19 protein-coding genes are annotated in these 19,279 nt (G+C 64.4%); 14 read left to right on the top strand and 5 right to left on the bottom strand.

The annotated features are described in order from the left end of the window. Complete coding sequence (locus tag ASC75_RS20305) at positions 1-1,122, bottom strand: DUF1217 domain-containing protein (protein WP_055979441.1); 1,122 nt, start codon at positions 1,120-1,122, stop codon at positions 1-3. Positions 1,123-1,274: 152 nt separating this feature from the next. On the opposite strand from ASC75_RS20305, the gene motA reads away from it, so the two are divergent. From motA to ASC75_RS20275, 6 genes are read left to right on the top strand one after another with little or no spacing between them, the layout of a single operon-like run. Continuing rightward, on the top strand, positions 1,275-2,150 hold the full coding sequence (gene motA, locus ASC75_RS20300) for a flagellar motor stator protein MotA (RefSeq protein ID WP_055980236.1): 876 nt from the start codon (positions 1,275-1,277) through the stop codon (positions 2,148-2,150). A 4-nt stretch (positions 2,151-2,154) separates the two neighbouring features. Further along, the gene (locus ASC75_RS20295) at positions 2,155-3,084 is read left to right on the top strand and encodes a FliM/FliN family flagellar motor switch protein (RefSeq protein ID WP_055979440.1); all 930 of its coding nucleotides are present in this window, start codon (positions 2,155-2,157) and stop codon (positions 3,082-3,084) included. A gap of 57 nt (positions 3,085-3,141) precedes the next feature. Next, complete coding sequence (gene fliN, locus ASC75_RS20290) at positions 3,142-3,540, top strand: flagellar motor switch protein FliN (protein WP_055979435.1); 399 nt, start codon at positions 3,142-3,144, stop codon at positions 3,538-3,540. A 43-nt stretch (positions 3,541-3,583) separates the two neighbouring features. Continuing rightward, positions 3,584-4,594 (top strand): flagellar motor switch protein FliG, encoded by a 1,011-nt coding sequence (locus ASC75_RS20285; RefSeq protein WP_055979433.1) that lies wholly within the window; start codon positions 3,584-3,586, stop codon positions 4,592-4,594. A gap of 23 nt (positions 4,595-4,617) precedes the next feature. Next, on the top strand, positions 4,618-5,697 hold the full coding sequence (flhB, locus tag ASC75_RS20280; protein WP_055979428.1) for a flagellar biosynthesis protein FlhB: 1,080 nt from the start codon (positions 4,618-4,620) through the stop codon (positions 5,695-5,697). Continuing rightward, entirely contained in the window at positions 5,694-6,134 is a 441-nt protein-coding gene (locus ASC75_RS20275; RefSeq protein ID WP_055979425.1) for a hypothetical protein, read from the top strand. Before flhB ends, ASC75_RS20275 begins: the two co-directional genes overlap by 4 nt. 40 nt (positions 6,135-6,174) lie before the next feature. Here the strand turns inward: ASC75_RS20275 and ASC75_RS20270 are convergent, their stop codons facing one another. Both ASC75_RS20270 and ASC75_RS20265 read right to left on the bottom strand, forming a co-directional pair. Beyond that, complete coding sequence (locus ASC75_RS20270) at positions 6,175-6,930, bottom strand: LuxR C-terminal-related transcriptional regulator (protein WP_055979422.1); 756 nt, start codon at positions 6,928-6,930, stop codon at positions 6,175-6,177. After that, positions 6,927-7,628 carry a helix-turn-helix transcriptional regulator gene (locus ASC75_RS20265; protein ID WP_055979420.1) on the bottom strand — a complete coding sequence of 234 codons (702 nt, stop codon included), beginning with the start codon at positions 7,626-7,628 and terminating at the stop codon, positions 6,927-6,929. Before ASC75_RS20265 ends, ASC75_RS20270 begins: the two co-directional genes overlap by 4 nt. A gap of 407 nt (positions 7,629-8,035) precedes the next feature. On the opposite strand from ASC75_RS20265, the gene ASC75_RS20260 reads away from it, so the two are divergent. Next, the gene (locus ASC75_RS20260; protein WP_055979417.1) at positions 8,036-9,220 is read left to right on the top strand and encodes a TMEM43 family protein; all 1,185 of its coding nucleotides are present in this window, start codon (positions 8,036-8,038) and stop codon (positions 9,218-9,220) included. A 4-nt stretch (positions 9,221-9,224) separates the two neighbouring features. Here ASC75_RS20260 and ASC75_RS20255 read toward each other — a convergent pair whose 3' ends face one another. After that, positions 9,225-10,256, bottom strand: a complete 1,032-nt coding sequence (locus ASC75_RS20255) for a histone deacetylase family protein (protein ID WP_055979414.1) — start codon at positions 10,254-10,256, stop codon at positions 9,225-9,227. A gap of 17 nt (positions 10,257-10,273) precedes the next feature. Beyond that, entirely contained in the window at positions 10,274-10,927 is a 654-nt protein-coding gene (locus ASC75_RS20250) for a TetR/AcrR family transcriptional regulator (RefSeq protein ID WP_055979412.1), read from the bottom strand. A gap of 260 nt (positions 10,928-11,187) precedes the next feature. On the opposite strand from ASC75_RS20250, the gene ASC75_RS20245 reads away from it, so the two are divergent. From ASC75_RS20245 to ASC75_RS20215, 7 genes are all read left to right on the top strand, one after another. Then, positions 11,188-12,864, top strand: a complete 1,677-nt coding sequence (locus ASC75_RS20245; RefSeq protein ID WP_055979409.1) for an amidohydrolase — start codon at positions 11,188-11,190, stop codon at positions 12,862-12,864. A 125-nt stretch (positions 12,865-12,989) separates the two neighbouring features. Further along, the gene (locus ASC75_RS20240; RefSeq protein ID WP_055979406.1) at positions 12,990-14,084 is read left to right on the top strand and encodes an ABC transporter ATP-binding protein; all 1,095 of its coding nucleotides are present in this window, start codon (positions 12,990-12,992) and stop codon (positions 14,082-14,084) included. A 3-nt stretch (positions 14,085-14,087) separates the two neighbouring features. Then, the gene (locus ASC75_RS20235) at positions 14,088-15,008 is read left to right on the top strand and encodes an ABC transporter permease (RefSeq protein WP_055979403.1); all 921 of its coding nucleotides are present in this window, start codon (positions 14,088-14,090) and stop codon (positions 15,006-15,008) included. Next, positions 15,001-15,801, top strand: a complete 801-nt coding sequence (locus ASC75_RS20230) for an ABC transporter permease (RefSeq protein ID WP_055979395.1) — start codon at positions 15,001-15,003, stop codon at positions 15,799-15,801. Before ASC75_RS20235 ends, ASC75_RS20230 begins: the two co-directional genes overlap by 8 nt. A 17-nt stretch (positions 15,802-15,818) precedes the next feature. Continuing rightward, positions 15,819-16,853 carry an extracellular solute-binding protein gene (locus ASC75_RS20225; RefSeq protein ID WP_055980233.1) on the top strand — a complete coding sequence of 345 codons (1,035 nt, stop codon included), beginning with the start codon at positions 15,819-15,821 and terminating at the stop codon, positions 16,851-16,853. Positions 16,854-16,977: 124 nt separating this feature from the next. Beyond that, on the top strand, positions 16,978-18,000 hold the full coding sequence (locus ASC75_RS20220; RefSeq protein ID WP_055979391.1) for an extracellular solute-binding protein: 1,023 nt from the start codon (positions 16,978-16,980) through the stop codon (positions 17,998-18,000). Between the two features lie 68 nt (positions 18,001-18,068). Then, the gene (locus ASC75_RS20215) at positions 18,069-19,265 is read left to right on the top strand and encodes a serine hydrolase (protein WP_055980230.1); all 1,197 of its coding nucleotides are present in this window, start codon (positions 18,069-18,071) and stop codon (positions 19,263-19,265) included. Positions 19,266-19,279: the final 14 nt, after the last annotated feature.

The raw sequence follows: 19,279 nt of genomic DNA, 5'->3' as shown, positions 1-19,279 counted from the left end.
TCAGAACCTCAGCTTCTGCATGGCGAACATCAGGTCGGTCGACACGCCATAGGCTGGCGGCATGCCGAACAGGATGCCGACCGAAGCCTGCACCGGCGACGACGGGTTGTTGATCTCCCAGAGGCTGGTGAAGCGCTTGAGGAAATCGCCGAGCTTCTTGGGGTTGGAGAAATCCGAGATCTTCAGCTTCTCCTCGAACAGCTTGACCTGGCGGTCGATGTCGGCCGACGCAAAGGCTTCAGGCAGGCCGAGCGCGGTGCGCACGACCTTGGCCAGTGCGGGGTCGGCGAGCACGTCGTAGAAGCTGCCGATGGAGGATGCCTTGCGCTCGAAATAGAGCGCCAGCCGGACGCCTTCATTGTCCTTGCCGGCGTCTTCTTCCAGCGTCTGGCGCAGGAACTTGTCGGTGGACGGTTGCTGGGACGGGTTGATGGTGGTGGCGTCGGCGCTATAGGCCTCGAAGTTGAAGGCGGTGGCGAAAGCGGCGTAGCGCTTGTCCGCCATCTCGTTGGCGAAGCTTTTCGGGTCGCGGACGCCGCCGGCAAGGACCTTCTCCATCATCTCCTTGTTGGGGATGGAGGCTTCGATGCCGAAGGATTTCATCGCGAATGCGTAGAGCCTGGCGTCGGCCATCAGGTCCTTGGCCGACGTCACCTTGACGATGTTGTCGAGGTAATACTTCACTTCCTTCTGGACGGCTTCCGACTGGGTGTTGCCGCCGTCCATCCCGACCCGCAGCAGGTATTTGTCGACGGCGCCCTGCTGGGCCTTGTTGAAGACGGTGGTGCGCTCGCCCAGCTCGGCGAAATTGAAGCTCTTGACGAATTCGGCGTAGCGCTTGTCGGTCAGCTTGTTGGCGAAGCTGTCCTTGTCGGCGACGCCTTCCTTGAGCGCCTTGACCATGAACGCCTTGGCATAGGCCATGTCCTGCAGGCCGTGGGCCTTCATGGCATATTTGAACAGGCGGTCGTTCTTGACGAACTCATCAATGGTTTTCACCTTGGTGATGTTCTTGAGGTAATATTCGGTCTCGCGCTCGATGATGGGCTGCTTCTCGACGCGCTCGAGCGCCTTGCCGATGTCCCTCGCAATCAGCTGGTAGCTTGTATAGGTATTGAGCACGACAACGCCCTTCCGCCGCAGGATAGACTGGGAAGGCTACGCCCAAATGCTTGCGCGAGGCTGAATCGTTTTCCGCATCGTCTTTCAAGCCTCACACAAGGCACGGCCGCTATCTGTGCCTGATAGTGCTTTGAATGCGGAAGGACCGGCTTGTGGGCATTCTGATCGGACTCGTCGTGACGCTGGGCTGCGTGCTTGGCGGCTTCATGGCGATGGGCGGCCACCTCAACGTCCTGATGCAGCCGTGGGAACTCGTCATCATCGGCGGCGCCGCGCTCGGCACGTTCCTGGTCGCCAACCCGATGGCGACCGTCAAGGACACCGGCAAGGCGATGGTCGAGGCGCTCAAGCAGGCGGTGCCGAAAGAGCAGGACTATCTCGAGACGCTGGGCGTGCTGCACTCGCTGATGCGCGAGCTGCGCACCAAGACGCGCTCCGAGGTCGAGGCGCATATCGACAATCCCGACGAGTCGGCGATCTTCCAGGCGTTTCCGTCGGTGCTGAAGAACTACGACCTGACGCATTTCATCTGCGACTACTGCCGCATCATCATCATCGGCAATGCGCGCTCGCATGAAATCGAGGCGCTGATGGACGAAGAAATCCAGACCATCCGCTCGGACAAGCTCAAGTCCTACCACGCGCTGGTGGCCGTTGGCGACGGCCTGCCGGCGCTGGGCATCGTTGCGGCGGTGCTGGGCGTGGTCAAGGCCATGGGTGCGCTCGACCAGTCGCCGGAAATCCTCGGCGGCCTGATCGGCGCGGCCCTGGTCGGCACCTTCCTCGGCATCTTCCTGTCCTACGCGGTGGTCGGTCCCATCGCCACCAAGATCAAGACTGTGCGCGAGAAGAAGAACCGCCTCTATGTCGTGGTGAAGCAGACGCTGCTGGCCTACATGAACGGCTCGCTGCCGCAGGTGGCCATCGAGTTCGGCCGCAAGACGATCTCGTCCTACGACCGCCCGTCGATCGACGCGGTGGAGCAGAGCACGCTGAACACGGGCAACCTCGAAAAGAAGGCCGCCTGAGCCGATGAATACCACCGCAAGCCCGGCGGAACCGCGCGACCTCGTCATCGAGCGCCTGCTGGGCGACACCGGCGAGCCGGCCAAGGTGCATGCCGCCGCCCGCCGCCTGGCGGAACGTTCGGCGACCGCGATCGCCGCTGCCGTCAACGAAGTGCTGCCTTCGCCGATCTTCGTCGAAGTCGCCGAGGTCAAGCTCGGCCGCATGGCCGACGCCAAGGCCGGCAAGAACAACCAGGCCATGTGCGTGGCGGCGACCCGGACCTCACCCGACGGCCTGGTGATGACGTTCGATCCGCAGGCGATCGCGATCCTCGTCAACGTCATGTTCGGCGGCGATCCGGACCGCGACGTCGCGGCCATCGAGCGCGAGCTTTCGTCGATCGAACTCGGCGTCGTGTCGCTGCTGATCCAGGACGTGGCGCGCGCGATGAACGCGCAGGGCGCCAATGGCGGCCTCGGCGTCAAGCTGCCGGTGCCGGATGCGATGACCAGCACGGTGATGAAGAAGCACGTGTTTCGCGACGGACCCTCGGCGCGCGTCGTGCTGTCGGTCTCGACGGCGGTGTCGCGCGGGACGCTGACCCTGACGCTGCCGCAACGCGTGCTGGTCGAGGATCGGCGTGACAAGAGCGAGGCGGAGGCCGCGCCGGCGACCGAATGGAGCTCGCGCTTCTCCGATGAGCTGATGCGCTCGACCGTCCGGCTCGAGGCGTCGATGCCGCTCGGACGCATGACCCTCGGCGACCTCTCCGTGCTCGAGCTGGGGCAGGTCATCGAACTCGCCGAAAACACCCAGTCCAATGCCGTGATCTCGGCGCGCGGAAAGACACTTTTTGCCTGCGAATTCGGCAAGCTCGGCCAGAACTACACCGTCCGCATCAGGCGTCCGTTCGACGCCACCGAAGAAACAATTGAAGGGATCGTGGCGGGTTGAGCCGATGCGCTGCGACGCAGTGCCCGGCACCGTGAACGACAGAACTGGAGAACACCGATGAGCAAGGCGCAGCCCAAGCCTGAGGTCGAAAAGCCCGAAGTCGAAGTCGAGGACGACCAGCTGAACCGCGCCATCGAGGAACTGCGCGGCGTGCTGAGCGAGGAAGAGAAGCGCCCGAGCGCTGCCGCTCCCGCCGCTGCCGCCGGCAACAGCGTCATCTTCGACATCCCGGTCGAGGTGCAGATCGTGCTCGGCAGCACCGAGATGCCGGTGTCCGACCTGATGACGCTGCAGAAGGGCTCGACGGTTGCGCTCGACCGCCGCATCGGCGAACCGGTCGATGTCGTGGTCAACGGCCGCCGCATCGCGCGCGGCGAGATCACCGTGCTCGAAAGCGATCCGTCGCGCTTCGGCATCCGGCTGACCGAGATCGTCGCGGCAACCAAGAGCGCCTGAGGAGCCAGCCTGTGCTTTCCCCTGCTTCAAGAAAGGCCTCCGCATGACATTGCTGGCGACGCTGACGCGGCCGCAGAAGGCGGCGGCCATTCTGGTGGCGATGGGCAAGCCGTCGGCGAGCCGGCTGCTGAAGTTCTTCAAGCAGGACGAACTCAAGGCGCTGATCGAGGGCGCGCGGCTGCTGCGCACCATTCCGCAGGCCGATCTCGAACGGATCGTCGCCGAATTCGAGGCCGAATTCACCGAGGGTGCCGGCCTGCTCGATTCGGCCGACAAGATGGACACGATCCTCAACGAGTCGCTGTCGCCGGAAGAAATGAACGCGCTGATGGGCAAGGACGAGCCCGCGGCCAAGAAGGACACGACGCCCCCGGTCTGGCCGCAGCTCGAAAAGCTGGAGCCGGCGCAGATCGGCACCTTCCTCTCCAACGAACACCCGCAGACCGCGGCGATGATCCTGTCCAATCTCGCGCCGACCTATGCCGCAAGCGTGGTGCTGACGCTGGACAAGCCGCAGCGCAGCGAGATCATCAAGCGGATGATGGAACTGGCGAGCGTGCCCCAGGCCGCGACCAAGCTGGTGGAGGACCAGATCCGCACCCGCGTGCTGGCCGAAAGCGCCCAGAAGGATACGTCCGTCGGACAGACGCGCGTCGCCAGCGTGCTCAACGAACTCGACAAGTCGCAGCTCGAGGAAGTGATGAACGACCTGCGCGAGGTCGGCATGGCCGATCTCGACGCCATCCGCGCCCGGCTGTTCTCCTTCGACGACGTGCCCGTCATGTCGCAGAAGGCGCGCGTGGCGCTGTTTGACGGGCTGTCGAGCGAACTGATCACCCTTGCCTTGCGCGGCACGGCGCTGCCGCTTGCCGAAGCGGTGCTGTCGTCGATCGGCGCACGCACGCGGCGCATGATCGAATCCGAACTCAGCCAGGGCTCGGAAGGCGTCCAGCCGGCGGAGATCCTGCGCGCCCGCAAGACCATTGCCTCCACCGCTTTGCGCATGGCGAACGAGGGTCTCCTCGAATTGCCGTCGGCGCAGAACGCCGCCTGATATCGCGCCAGGATTCCTGAGCGATGGCGGACGGAGAAGACAAGGACTCCAAAACAGAAGAACCGACGGAGAAGAAGATCCGCGACACGATGGAGAAGGGCAAGCTGCCCGTCTCCAAGGAAGTGGCGATCTTCACCTCGTTCCTGGCGATCCTCGTCTACACCGTGTTCTTCGCCAGCAATTCGGTGGCCGAACTCGGCGTCTTTTTGTCGAACTTCCTGGAAAAGCCCGAAGCCTGGCCGCTCGGCACCGAGCGCGATGTCGTCGAGTTGTACCAGGCGGTGACGGTCGAGATCGGCCGGGCAATCGCCAGCCTGTTCCTGATGCTGGTGGTGGCCGGTGTCGGGGCATCGCTGGTGCAGAACGTGCCCCAGTTCATCGGCGAACGGGTCCGGCCGCAGGCGTCGCGCATCTCGCTGACCCAGGGCTGGAAGCGCATGTTCGGCGTGCAGGGCTTCGTCGAATTCCTGAAGTCGCTGGCCAAGCTCGGTTTCGCGATCATCGTGCTGATCTTCGTGCTGTCGGACGACATACGCGTGCTGCTGGCCGGCATGATCACCAATCCGGTGGCCTTTGGCAGTGTCATCCGCGGCGTCGCCGTCGACATCCTGGTGGCGATCGTCTTCGTCATGGGCGCCATCGGCGTCGCCGACTTCGTCTGGTCGCGCTTCCACTGGTTCCAGGAACAGCGCATGACCAAGCAGGAGGTCAAGGACGAGATGAAGCAGTCGGAAGGCGATCCGATCGTCAAGGCGCGCCTGCGCTCGATCGCCCGCGACCGCGCCCGCCAGCGCATGATGACGGCGGTGCCGAAGGCGACGCTGGTCATCGCCAACCCGACCCACTTTGCCATCGCGCTGCGCTATGTCCGCAACGAGAACGCGGCCCCGGTGGTGCTCGCCAAGGGCCAGGACCTGGTGGCGCTGAAGATCCGCGAGATCGCCGAGCAGAACGGCATCCCGGTGTTCGAGGACGTGGCGCTCGCACGCTCCATGTACAAGCAAGTTTCGGTGGATAGTGTCATTCCACCTCAGTTCTACCAGGCCGTCGCCGAGTTGGTGCGGATCGTTTACGGAAACAGGGCCCAGCGCAATCAGCCATGAAAAACCAGTCGCATGCTTTGTCCCGCGAAGTCCTTGTCGCAACCGCCATCCAGCCGGTGGTGCGCGAATTGCGCCTCATCGACATTGCCGACTACATCGCCTTCATCCGGATGGAGCATTTCGGCAACGTGGCCGACCTGGTCGATTCCGCAGCGGAGCTCTATTTCATGCCGGGCGCATTGCGGCTCGGGCTCGGCGGCGAGGCGCATGTCAGCTGGACCGGTGCGCCACGTATCGTGCTCGACCTCGAACTTCGGCCGGAAGGCGCGGTGGTCTATTTCCAGCTGTCGATGACGGCCACCAACGCCTCGGTCGAGGTACACTACGTGTCGTTCGAAAAGCCCGACCTGGAGCCCGAGAAGAACACCGAATATCTCGCCGCCGCCATCCAGCATGCGATGATCCGGCGGACGGAACCGCGGGCCGAGGCGGCCTAGGGGCCGGGCAAAACCGGGCTGACTGGAAGCGCAACCAAGCCTAGTCGATCAGGCCCATGCGCAGGGCCTTGGCAACCGCATGCATGCGGTTGACGGCGTTGAGCTTCTGGGTGGTCTGGGTGAGGTACTGGTTGGCGGTGTGGACCGACAGCTTGAGCAGCTTGGCGATCTCTTCGCTGGTGTAGCCGCGCGAGGTGAGTTTCAGGCACTCGATCTCGCGGCGCGACATCGCCGGCATGTCGGATGACCGGCCGGGGGCGAGGCCGGCAACCGCGCCGAACAGCGCAAAGCAGCGGCCGTGCAGGTCGTGCAGCGAATACGGGCTGGGTGCCAGATCGGGACCGGCGAAGACCAGCAGTCCCGCCTGGCCGCCGTCGGTATAGACGGGGAAGGCGATGCCGCGGCCGCCATGCGCCTGGGGCTCGATCCGGCTCGTCCAGGCGAGCTGCGAAAAGGCAGCCTCGGCGCCGGCATCGTCGGCCCACCAGCAGGGTGCCGTCGACTGCCTGATGTGGCGCATCAGATGTTCGCCGATGCCGCCGCCGAGCAGCCGGGCGGCGGACATGGTGCCGGGATGTTCGGAATCGAAGACGGGCGTCAGCCGGTTGCTGTCGGCGGACGAGCCGGCAAGGCAGAGCGCGAAGTCGCGCGCACCGAGATCGATCGATATCCAGCGGCAGCGCCTGGCGGCGTCGGCAAGGGTGACGGCATGCTGGCCGGTCGGAGGGGTGGCGGACGAAACGTCCTGCCCGAGGTCGGATGCGCGGCCAGGCTGTCTCGATTGGGCGTAGCTCAAATGATGCCGCTCCTGATCGCGGTCGCAATCGCCATGGCGCGGTTGCTGGCCGACAGTTTCTGGATCGCATGGGTGATGTAGCTGTTGACCGTGTTGGACGAGACGCCAAGGATCAGCGCGACCTCGTCGGTGGTCTTGCCTTCGGACACCCAGAACAGGCACTCGCGCTCGCGGTCGGAGAGCGGGTCCTGCATTGACGCCGCGGCCAGGATGGCCGGCGCCTGCGACAGCGCATAGCAGCACTCGAGCTGGGTACGCGGCATCGCGTCGGGATCGATGCGGCCGGCCTCGGCGGCGGAGAACAGCACGAACAGGCGCTGGCGGCCGACATGCAGCCTGAGGGCGAAGATCTCGGCGTGGCCGAGCACGTCGAGCAGGCGCGCTTCCTCTCCGCCGAGGACGGCGGGGGCCTGGGCGGCGATCAGGCTTTGCGGACGCACGCCGGGCGCGCTGGCGAAGGGCCCTTGGGCGAGGCCGGCGATCAGGGCATGGCCGGCGATCTGGATGGCGTCGTAGATCCAGTTGGAGGCGATGATCTGGAGATTGTCGCGATCCTGGTCCTGGGCGATGGCGACGAGCATGTAGCCGTCGGCGCCGATCTCGTCGGTCAGGTTCATGAAAAAGGCCGTGAGATCGCTGCGCGATGCGAGCCTTGCTGCGACGGTCGTCTGTTCGTTGCGGGCTGCGAGGGCGGTCATGCGGAATTTGGCCGGAATCCATTGGAGGCCGGAAAAGGCGGCTGCCCGATCCGGTTCGAAAACGCTTCACTTGAGACGAAAAACGCCACGCAGATGCCAGAGGCATCCATCGGCCGAATCCGTGCGGGTCGCGCGAAACCTGACGCGCTCTCAACCGAGAAAAATCCCGGCGTTTCAGAGAGTTGGTGGTTCGCCGCGCCCCCCGTGGACCGGCTGATTCGGGTTCAATTTAACCCCTCGCGAATCGCTCGGCAAACGGAATTGACAAAAAGTTAATTCAGAGTCCTCCGACAGACTCAGGGCGCGACGGAAGACCCGGCAAACGCTGGGGAAGTGCGGTCGAAAATCGTCATTGATCGGCCGGAGCATTCGGCTTAACGCTGCGTCCACTGCGGCAGGGGAATGCAATGAGCGACCAGTTTCGTGAAGTGACCAACGTGTCCTGGTTCGGGCGGATCAAGCGCGCGGTCGGCGGCGTGCTGGTCGGCATGCTCCTTATCGTCGCGATGGTTGTGGTGCTGTTCTGGAACGAGGGCAGGGCGGTGACCACGGCGCGTTCGCTGGCCGAGGGTGCCGGGGCCGTGGTGTCGGTGCCGGTCGACAAGATCGATGCGGTCAACGAAGGCGAACTGGTTCACACGACGGGGCCGCTGACCTCGTCGGAGGGTGTCGGCGACCCGGATTTCGCGATCGAGGCCAAGGGCGTGCGCCTGGTGCGCAACGTCGAGATGTTCCAGTGGGTCGAGAACTCCAAGTCGGAGACGAACACGAAGCTCGGCGGCGGCGAAGAGACGGTCACCACCTACAGCTATGCCAAGGAGTGGCAGGACCGGCCGATCGCCTCGGCGGAATTCAAGCAGCCGGCCAACCACCAGAACCCGTCGATGGAGCTCGGCTCGCGGTCGTTCCAGATCAGCGAAGGCAAGCTCGGCGCATTCACGCTGGACGAGCCGATGCTCGACCGCATCGGCGACACCGACCCGCTGACGATCACGCCGAGCCAGCTTGCGGGCATCACCGCCGCCTATTCCGGCACGGAGCGCGTCAGCATTGTCGATGGACGCATCTTCATCGGCGCCAATCCGACCTCGCCCGCGATTGGCGACTACCGCATCGGCTACCAGTTGGTGCCGCTTGGCGAGATCAGCGTCATCGGCCGCCAGACCGGCGACCGGTTTTCGCCCTACCAGACGGTGGCCGGCGACGAGTTGCTGATGGTCGATACCGGCAGGGTGCCGGCGGAGAAGATGTTCGCCGAGGCGGTGAGCGTCAACACGATCGTCACCTGGCTGGTGCGCGCCGGCTGCCTGCTGCTTTTGGCGCTCGGCTTCGGGCTGCTGCTGGCGCCGCTCGGCGTGCTGGCCGACGTCATCCCGTTCGTCGGCTCGATCGTGCGCATGGGCACGGGGCTGATCGCCTTCGTGCTGGCGCTGCTGCTGGGATCGGCGACGATCGCGGTGGCGTGGTTCTGGTACCGGCCGCTGCTGGCCATCGGCATCGCAGTGGCCGGAGTGCTGGTCGCCTTGCTGCTGACCCGGCTCGGCCGCCGGAAGGTGGCCGCCGCGCCGCCACAGGCGGGCGCGACGGCCTGAACGGTCACGCGCCCTCGAAGCCGGTGAGCACGCCGACGGCATTGATGCCGATCTCGTCGACGGCGTAGCCGCCTTCCATGACGAACAGGCTGGGTAGGCCGAGCCTGGCGATGCGAGCGCCGATCCTGGGATAGTCGGCGCTGGTCAGCTTGAACTGGCTGATCGGGTCCTTCTCGAAGGTGTCGACGCCGAGCGAGACGACGACGACGTCTGGCGCGTAGGCGGCGAGCTTGGCGCAGGCATCCTCCAGCGCCAAGCTCCACTTGTCCCACGAGGTGCCGAAGGGCAGGGGGTAGTTGAGGTTGAAGCCTTCGCCTGCGCCCACGCCGCGCTCGTCGGCATGGCCGAGGAAGAACGGGTACTCGGTCATCGGGTCGCCATGCAGGTTGATGACCTGAATGTCGGGGCGATCGTAGAAGATCTCCTGCGTGCCGTTGCCGTGGTGATAGTCGACGTCGAGCACGGCGACACGCCTGGCGCCCTGGTCGCGGAACCACTGCGTGGCGACGGCGGCGTTGTTGATGAAGCAGTAGCCGCCCATGAAGGCAGCACCGGCATGATGGCCGGGCGGGCGGCAAAGCGCGAAGGCGCTGCGCTCGCCTGCCTTGACGAACTGGGCCGCCGTCAGCGCCACGTCATAGGACGACTTGATGGCGTCCCAGGTGCCCTTGACGAAGCTCGCGCCGCCGTCGAAGGAATAAAAGCCGAGCAGGGCCTCGATGTTGCGCGGGGGCACATCGCCGCGCAGGCCGCGCGTCGGCCAGGCGAAGGGGATTGCCGAGCCGGACTTGCCGGCGGCTTCCCATTTCGGCCAGACGGTCGGCAGGAAGTCGACATAGTCGGCGGTATGCACGCGCTTGGCGGCTGCGAGGTCGTGGATTTCAGGCGACAGGATCGGGCCGAGCTTCTCGCTCTCGACACGCTTCTTGATGATCTCGGCCCGCGAAGGCTTCTCGAAGCCGGGCACGATGGCGCCGGCGACAAGCTCCATCTGGCCGCCGTGGCCGGCGTGGAGCGGGGAATAGACTGTCTTCATGAGGGTCCTTCCTGACGTTAGCTGAGGTCGAGATAGGGGATGACCAGGGCGAGCCACATGGTCTTGACGTCGTCCTGGATGAGATCGAAGGCCTTGCGGTCCCGCTTCAACCCCACGAGCCGGCAGACGTGGCCGACCTCCATCATGACCACGCCGAGCCGGCTGGCGACCTGGTCCGGAATCGCGGGGTTCACATGCTGCAGCCAGGCAGCGTAGAGGGCGATGATCTGGTCGTCGTATTCGTTCTGGATGGGCCTCAGGTCGGGATTGCCGGTGATGGCCTCGATGACCGGCATCAGGTTGGCGTTGTCGAGGTAAAGCCTGGACGTGTCGAGGAAGAGCTTGTCCACTTCCTGCTGAAACGCGTCGTGGCTGGTGGGGCGGGGGGCATCGATGCGCCTCGTGATGACCTCGGGAAATGCGGCGAGCCAGCGCCGGGCGAGATCGAGCAGGATGGCTTCCTTGTTGGGATAGTACTGATAGATCGAGCCGACCGACAAACCGGCGCGCTGCGCGATTGCGAGCGTCGTCGGGGTCTTGGTGCCCTGTTCCCGGGTCAAGGTCAGGGCGGCGTCGAGGATCCTGTCGACGACCTTGCTCGACCGTTCCTGTCGTGGCTGCTTGCGCGGTTTGAGCGCCGTCCTGGTTTTCCAGTTGAGACTGCGATTCACGGAATGATCTTCTCGCTCCCTAGTCGCGCGCATCATACAGCGGGGCGTCCTCCACAACGCATCCGAAAAATCCCGCATATTGACAAACGCGAATAATTAGTCGCATTTTTTCGCGGTGCTGTCTTCTGGGAAAAGCGAGGAATTCCCGGGGGCGGCGGATCGGCTTCAGCCTTCCTGTCTGGTTGCGCCACTCCCTTGGGAATTGGGGGCAGCCGATGCGAGGGCTGACGGTCTCAGTCAGTCAAGTGCGCGGAGTCGCGATGTCTGTCCAAACGGTTCGCAATGCCGACCTGATCGTCATCAACGGCCGCGTGCTGACCATGGATCCGGCCCGGCCCGCTGCGGAAGCGGTGGCCATCGCGGATGGCCTGATCGCCGCCATCGGCGACAAGGCGACGATCGAAGCGCTGCGCGGACCACAGACCATGATCATCGACGCCCGCGGGGGATCGGTGGTGCCGGGCTTCATCGAAGCGCACATGCACCTGTTTTCGGGTGCAGCGGAACTCGCCCACCTGCAACTTTCCGGCGTGCATGGCTTCGAGGCGCTTCGCGATGCGGTGCAGGCCTATGCCAGGTCGCGGCCCGATGCGCCGATGCTGGTGGGGCAAGGCGCCGACTACACCATCCTGGGCAGCGAGCGCGTGACGCGCCATCACCTCGACGCCATCCTGCCCGACCGGGCCTTCCTGATGGCGGCGCCCGACCATCACACTTACTGGGCCAACACGCGCGCGCTGGAGATGGCCGACGTGCTGCACGGGCGCGAACTCACGCCCGGCAACGAGATCGTCATGGGCGCCGACGGGCTGGCCGAGGGCGAGTTGCGCGAGAACGAGGCGTTCAACCCGGTGCTCAAGCTTGCGGGCGAGGGGCGCGTGCGGCTCGGCCTGTCGACGGGCGGCGAGCCCGACCCGATGCCCAATGCGGAAGAACGGGCCGGCGACCGCGCCATCATGCGCCGCGGCCTCGACTGGTGCGCCCGCCATGGCATCACCTCGATCCAGAACATGGACGGCAACTACTACCAGCTGGAGCTTCTGTCGGAAGTCGAGGCCGAGGGCGACCTGATCTGCCGGGTCAAGGTGCCGTTCCACTACAAGAATTTCATGACGCTCGAGATGCTGGACAAGGCGTCCGACATGGCCGAACGCTACGCCACAGAGTGGCTGTCGTCGGGCATGGTCAAGCTGTTCTATGACGGCGTGCTGGATTCCTGGACGGCGGTGATGATCGAGCCCTATGCCGACCGGCCGGACTGGGTCGGCGAGCCTCTTTTTTCGCCGGAAGAGTTCAGGCGTATCGCCGTCGAGATCGACAGGCGCGGCCTGCAGATTGCCGTGCATTCGATCGGCGACGGCGCGACGCGCGCGGTGCTCGACGGCTACGAGGCGGCGCAAAAGGCGAACGGCAGGCGCGACAGCCGCCACCGGGTCGAGCATGTCGAACTGACTACGGCGAGCGACATCCAGCGCTTCGTCGACCTCGGTGCGATCGCCTCGATGCAGCCGCCGCATCCACCGGGTGCGATGACCTTCCCGCTGGAGCCGACGGTGTCGCGCATCGGTCGCGAGCGCTGGCCCTATGCTTATCCGACGCGCAGCCTGATCGATGCCGGCGCCCATGTGGTGTTTGCCTCCGACTGGCCGGTGGCGCCGATCGATCCGATCCAGGGCATGCAGGCGGCGATGCTACGCAAGCCGTGGGCCGAGGACATGCCCGACCAGAGCGTTTCGCTGCACCAGGCGCTGGCCGGCTACACGGTCGAGGGTGCCTATGCCGAGTTCATGGAAGACAGGAAGGGCAAGCTGAAGCCGGGCTTCTTCGGCGACCTGGTGGTGTTGTCGGCCGACATCGAGGCGACGGATCCAGCCGATCTGCACGAGGTGCGACCGGTGACCACCATCTGCGGAGGGCGGGTGACCTACCAGGCCTGATCGGCATGGCGGCTTGCCTGGAGCATGATCGAGAGCCGTTGTTGCCAAGGCGCGTCGCCTGTGGTGACAATCGAACGGGGAAAAATATTCCACTGTGAAGGTGGATAAACAATGGGGCGTTTTGCGTGCCGGACACACCGGGTAAGAATGCGATTGAAGTTCGCGGAGTTCGCAAGGTCTTTGGAACGGGAGAGGCGCAGGTCGCGGCGCTCGACACCGTCTCGGTGTCGATCAGGGAAAACGAATTCTTCACGCTGCTCGGGCCGTCGGGCTGCGGCAAGACAACGCTGCTGAGGCTGATCGCCGGCTTCGACTTTCCGTCGGAGGGCGAGATCATGCTGTATGGCGAGGACATCGCGCCGCTGCCGCCGTTCAAGCGGCCGGTGAACACGGTGTTCCAGTCCTACGCGCTGTTTCCGCACATGACGGTGGCCGAGAACATCGGCTTCGGGCTGGAGATGCTGGGCAAGCCGCGCGCCGAAATCGACGCGCGCGTCGCCGAGATGCTGAAGCTGGTGCGCATGGAAAAGCTCGCCAAGCGCCGCACCAGCCAGATCTCGGGCGGCCAGCAGCAGCGCGTGGCGCTGGCGCGTGCGCTGGCGCCCCAGCCCAAGGTGCTTTTGCTCGACGAGCCGCTGTCGGCGCTCGACTACAAGCTGCGCAAGGAAATGCAGATCGAGCTCAAGCGCCTGCAGCACGAGACTGGCATCACCTTCATCTTCGTCACCCACGACCAGGAGGAGGCGCTGACGATGTCGGACCGCATCGCGGTGATGTCGTCGGGCAAGATCCTGCAGGTTGGCAGCCCGCGCGACATCTACGACCGGCCGGCGGAGCGCTTCGTTGCCGACTTCATCGGCGAGACCAACTTCCTTGACGCGCGGATCGACGGCATCGACGGGGGCAAGGCCAAGGTGACGCTGAAGTCCGGCGCGACGATCTCGGCGACGCTGCCCGACGGCTTCAAGCCGGACGGCGAGGCCACGGTGGTGATCCGGCCCGAACATGCCAAGGCCGTCAAGGGCGATGGCGACATTTCGGGCGTGGTCGAAAACGTCGTCTATTTCGGCACCGATACGCATGTCCACATCAGGCTGGACGACGGCGAGACGTTCACCGTCCGCCAGCAGAATGCGCGGGGGGCCGGAACGAGCTTCGAGCGCGGCGAGCGCGTCGGCATCGTCATCGGCGACGATGCGGCCCAGATCCTGAAGGACTGAGCCATGGCGACCGCAGCTGAAATCGAAAAGCAGACAGAGGCGCGGGAGATCAGGAACCGCTGGTTTCTGTCGGCGCCGGCGCTGATCATCATCCTGCTGGCCGCATCCGGCCCGCTGCTGATCGTGCTCATCTATTCATTCCTGACGCCGGGACCGTATGGCGACGTCCAGTGGAAATTCTCGACCGAAGGCTGGGTATCGGTCTTCCTCGAACGCGATATCTTCGACGACACGCTGTCGTTTGCCAGCGCCCACCTGACCATCTTCTGGCGTTCGCTGAAGCTTGCTCTCATGGCGACGGCGGCGACGCTGATCTTCGGCTTTCCGACGGCCTATTTCATCGCCACGCGGCCGGAGCGGACGCGCGACATCTGGCTGTTCCTGATCACCATCCCGTTCTGGACCAACCTCTTGATCCGCACCTTTGCCGTGCTGCAGGTGATCCGCAACGAGGGCATCATCAACACCGCGCTGATCAATCTCGGCATCACCGACCAGCCGATACAGATGCTCTACACCGACTTCGCCATCATGGTCGGCATGGTCTATGTCTATCTGCCGCTGATGGTGCTGCCGCTCTATGCCAGCATGGAAAAGCTCGACTTCCGCCTGGTCGAGGCCGGCTATGACCTCTACGCCACGCGCTGGCAGGTGCTGAAGCGGATCATCTTCCCGATGGTCAGGCCGGGCGTCATCGCCGGTTCGATCCTGGTGTTCATCCCGGCGATCGGCGCCTATGTCACGCCGAGCGTCCTGGGTGGCGGCAAAAACATGATGTTCGCCAACCTGATCGAGCTGCAGTTCGGGCAAGGCCGCAACTGGCCGCTGGGGGCGGCGCTGTCGATCACGGTCATGGCGATCGTGATGGTGGCGCTGCTGGTCTATGTCCGCAACACGTCCGGGTCGGAGGCGCGTCATGGCTAAGCGGTTCTCGATCCGCCAGCAGACCGGCTTCACCACCATCGCCGCGGCCTGCTTCGTCCTGCTCTACGTGCCGATCGCTGTGCTGGTGGCCTATGCCTTCAACGAGTCGACCTCGGTGTCCGAATGGGGCGGCTTCTCGCTGCGCTGGTTCGTCGCCGCCTGGAACAACGACCAGGTCATCGACGCTTCGCTGCGTTCGCTGAAGATTGCCTCCTCGGCGGCGGTGATCGCGACGGTCGCGGCAACCATGGCGGCACTGGCGACGACGCGGACCCGCGCCTATCGCGGGCTGACGTTCAAATATGCCTTCATCAACCAGCCGCTGATGGTGCCCGAGATCGTCACCGGGGTGGCGCTGCTGATCTTCTTTGCGCAGATCAAGGTCGCCACCGGCTATTCGGGCCTCGGCTACCTGATCGCCGCGCATACGGCGTTCTGCATCCCCTTTGCCTATCTGCCGATCCGGGCGCGGCTCGAGAACATGGACCTGACGCTCGAACGCGCCGCAGCCGATCTCTACGCCACGCCGTGGAAGGCGTTCCGCCGGGTGACGCTGCCGCTCCTGTGGCCCGGCATCATCGCCGGGCTGATGCTCGCCTTCGTCATCTCGCTCGATGACGTGGTCATCACGGAATTCGTCAAGTCGGGCGGTCAGGACACCCTGCCGACCTACATGCTGGGGCAGATCCGCCGCGGCATCACGCCGGAGGTCAATGCGATTTCGACCGTCTTCCTGCTCTTGTCGGTCGTCATCGTCACGCTGTTCTTCTTCTTGAGCAGGAAACGGGATTAATCAACGGGAGTGGAATGATGAACCTGAAATCCATGTCGATGGCTGCCGGCCTTGCGCTGCTCGCCTCGACCAGCCTGGCTTCCGCCGCCGGCGAACTCAACATCTACAACTGGGGCAACTACATCAGCCCCGACATGATCAAGAAGTTCGAGAAGCAGTTCGACGTCAAGGTGACGGTGACCGACTACGATTCGAACGACACCGCACTGGCCAAGGTGCGCCAGGGCGGCCACGGCTTCGACGTCGCCATGCCGTCGCAGACCTACGTGCCGATCTGGGTCCAAGAAGGCCTGGTGCTCGAGACCAATCCGGGCGGCATGGAGAACTTCAAGAACGTGGCGCCCGAATGGGCCAATCCGGCCTTCGATCCCGGCCGCAAATACACCGTGCCGTGGGCATGGGGCACAGTCGGCGTGGTCGTCAATACCGACGACTACAAGGGCGACATCAACACCTGGAAGATCGTCTTCGACACGCCTGACGAGCTGAAGGGCAAGGTCAACGTCGTTCCCGAGATGAACGACGTGATCCATGCCGCGATCAAGTATGTCGGCGGCGAGCAGTGCACCGGCGACAAGGACGTGCTGAAGAAGGTGCGCGACGTGCTCGTTGCCGCCAAGCCGAACTGGATCGCCATGGAATACAACACCATCGAGAAGATGGGCGCCGGCGACTTCAAGGCGACCAGCGACTGGAACGGCTCGGCGCTGCGTCAGCGCCTCAAGAACCCGGCCATCCATTACGGCTATCCGGTCGAGGGCTTCCAGTACTGGTCCGACAACGTCGTGGTGCTGAAGGAAGCCAAGAACGTCGACAACGCCAAGCTGTTCCAGAACTTCATGATGGATCCGGAAAACGCGGCGATGAACTCGGCCTTCCACCGCTATGCCAACGGCATCGCCGGGTCGGAGAAGTTCATGCCGGCCGACATGACCTCGGCGCCGGAAGTCGTGGTGCCGGAAGAGTTCAAGAAGAACGGCGAAATCCTGCAGACATGCGCGCCGGAAGTGACGGCGCTCTACACCAAGATCTGGACCGAACTGCAGAAGTAGGTTCTGCCCGGATTTGCCAAGGACTTGTCGCAGCCGGATCACATCCGGCTGCGACAAGCGTTTAGCCTGCCGCTGGCAGGGTCGTCACAGCTCAATAAAAAGGAGTCCCGCTGTGAAACCATTTATGTCCACCACTGTCGCGGCGATCGCGCTGCTTGCGGCCACCGGCCTCGGCCGCGCCGAAGGCCAGCTCAACATCTACAACTGGGGCAACTACACCAACCCCGAAGTCATCAAGAAGTTCGAGGACAAATACCAGGTCAAGGTGACGGTCACCGACTACGACTCGAACGAGACCGCGCTCGCCAAGGCGCGCCAGGGCGGCAGCGGCTTCGACATCGTGGTGCCGTCGCAGACGCATCTGCCGATCTGGATCAACGAAGGCCTGCTGCTGGAGACCAATCCCGGCGGCATGGAGAACTTCAAGAACGTCGCCGCCGAATGGGCCGATCCGAGCTTCGACCCGGGCCGCAAGTATTCGGTGCCATGGGCCTGGGGCACTGTCGGCGTCGTCGTCGATACCGGCGTCTACAAGGGCGACATCAATACCTGGAAGATCATCTTCGAGACGCCCGAGGAGCTGAAGGGCAAGGTCAACGTCGTTCCCGAAATGAAGGACGTGGTGACCGCTGCCGTGCGTTATGTCGGCGGCGAGCAGTGCACCACCGACAAGGACGTGCTGAAGAAGGCGCGCGACCTGCTGGTGGCCGCCAAGCCGAACTGGATCGCCATGGAATATGGCGCCGTGGACAAGATGAAGGCGGGCGACTTCAAGGCCTCGAGCACCTGGAACGGCGCAGGACTGCGCATTCGGCTGGAGCGCCCGGACGTGCAGTTCGGCTATCCCAAGGAAGGTTTTACCTACTGGAGCGACAACGTGGTCGTGCTCAAGGATGCCGCGAACGTCGAGAACGCCAAGCTGTTCCAGAACTTCATCATGGATCCTGAAATCGCGGCCGGGCTTTCGGCGTTCCACCGCTATGCCAACGGCGTCGCGGGATCGGAGAAATTCATGCCTGACGACATGAAGGATGCACCGGAGATCGTCATTCCGGAGGCCAGCAAGGCACATGGCACAATGTCGCTGATGTGCTCGCCGGAGGCCGATACGCTCTACACCAGGATCTGGACCGACCTGCAGAAGTAGGCATTTCGTAGATGGGGTTCGGCGTCCGCGCCGAACCCCGCAAACGCCGACAGCGCGAGGGTGATGCCATGAGCTCCTACCGCAACAGCGAAAATGTGCCTCCCATCATGCAGGGCTCGCCGCCGGCCATTCCGGTGCCGAAGGCGGCGTGGGACATGCCGCCGTGGAACCGCTGGGCGTTCCAGCACGTCCGCGAGATCGTGCCGACCGTCGAGGTGTGGCGCGGCGATGGACCGGTGCGGCAATTGCCGCGCGCCGAGGTAGACCTGGACAGCCTGGCGATGAGCGACAGCGCGGGCAATCCTGCAACATTGTCCGGCTTGCTCGACGAGACCTACACCGACGGCTTCATCGTGCTCAAGGACGGCAAGATCGCCTATGAGCGCTACTTCAACGGCATGACCGAGCGGACGCCGCATCTGTCGCAATCAGTGGCGAAGTCGGTGACCGGCACGGTTTTCGGCATCCTCGCGGGGCGCGGCATCGTCGACCCGAAGAAGCTGGTGACCGACTATATTCCCGAACTGGCAACGACCGGCTGGAACGGGGCGACGGTCCAGCACGTGCTGGACATGACCACCGGCGTCCGTTTCAGCGAGGCCTACACCGATCCCTATTCCGACATCGGCCAGGTCGACGTCGCCTGCGGCTGGAAGCCGGTTCCATCCGGCACCGACCCCAGGCTCAGGTGGCCGCGGCATGTGTTCGAGCTGATCCAGCGCCTGACCGGGACGACGCGGCCGCATGGCGCTGCCTTCGAATACCGCTCGATCGAGACCGACGTTCTCGCCTTCGTCATGGAGCGGGCGACCGGCAAGCGGCTGGCGCAGCTGGTCTCGGAAGAGCTGTGGCAGAAGATCGGCGCCGAAGAGAGCGCATTCTTCACCGTCGACAGCGCCGGCTACGCGCTTGCCGACGGCGGCTTCAACGCGACGCTGCGCGACTACGCCCGCTTCGGCCAGACGATCCTCGAGGACGGCGCCGGGATCGTTCCTGCCGACTGGATCGCCGAGACGCGGAACGGTACGCACGGCCCGAACTTCAGCACGTCGATGCCGGAGGGCAGCTACCGCAACCAGTTCTGGATCGAGGATCCGCGCTCGCGGGCGCTGATGTGCCGCGGCGTGTTCGGGCAACTGATCCATATCGGCTGGGACACAAGGATGGTGACGGTGAAGCTGTCGACCTGGCCCGAATTCACCTCCGTCGCCTATTCGGTGGCGACGCTCAAGGCCGTCCACGCGATTGCCGACGCGCTCGCCTGAACACTGCCACAGCA

This window comes from Aminobacter sp. DSM 101952 (assembly GCF_001424795.1).
Classification (GTDB): domain Bacteria; phylum Pseudomonadota; class Alphaproteobacteria; order Rhizobiales; family Rhizobiaceae; genus Aminobacter; species Aminobacter aganoensis.
Note: the sequence above shows the minus strand (reverse complement) of the source record. Positions and strands in the feature narration are given on the sequence as shown.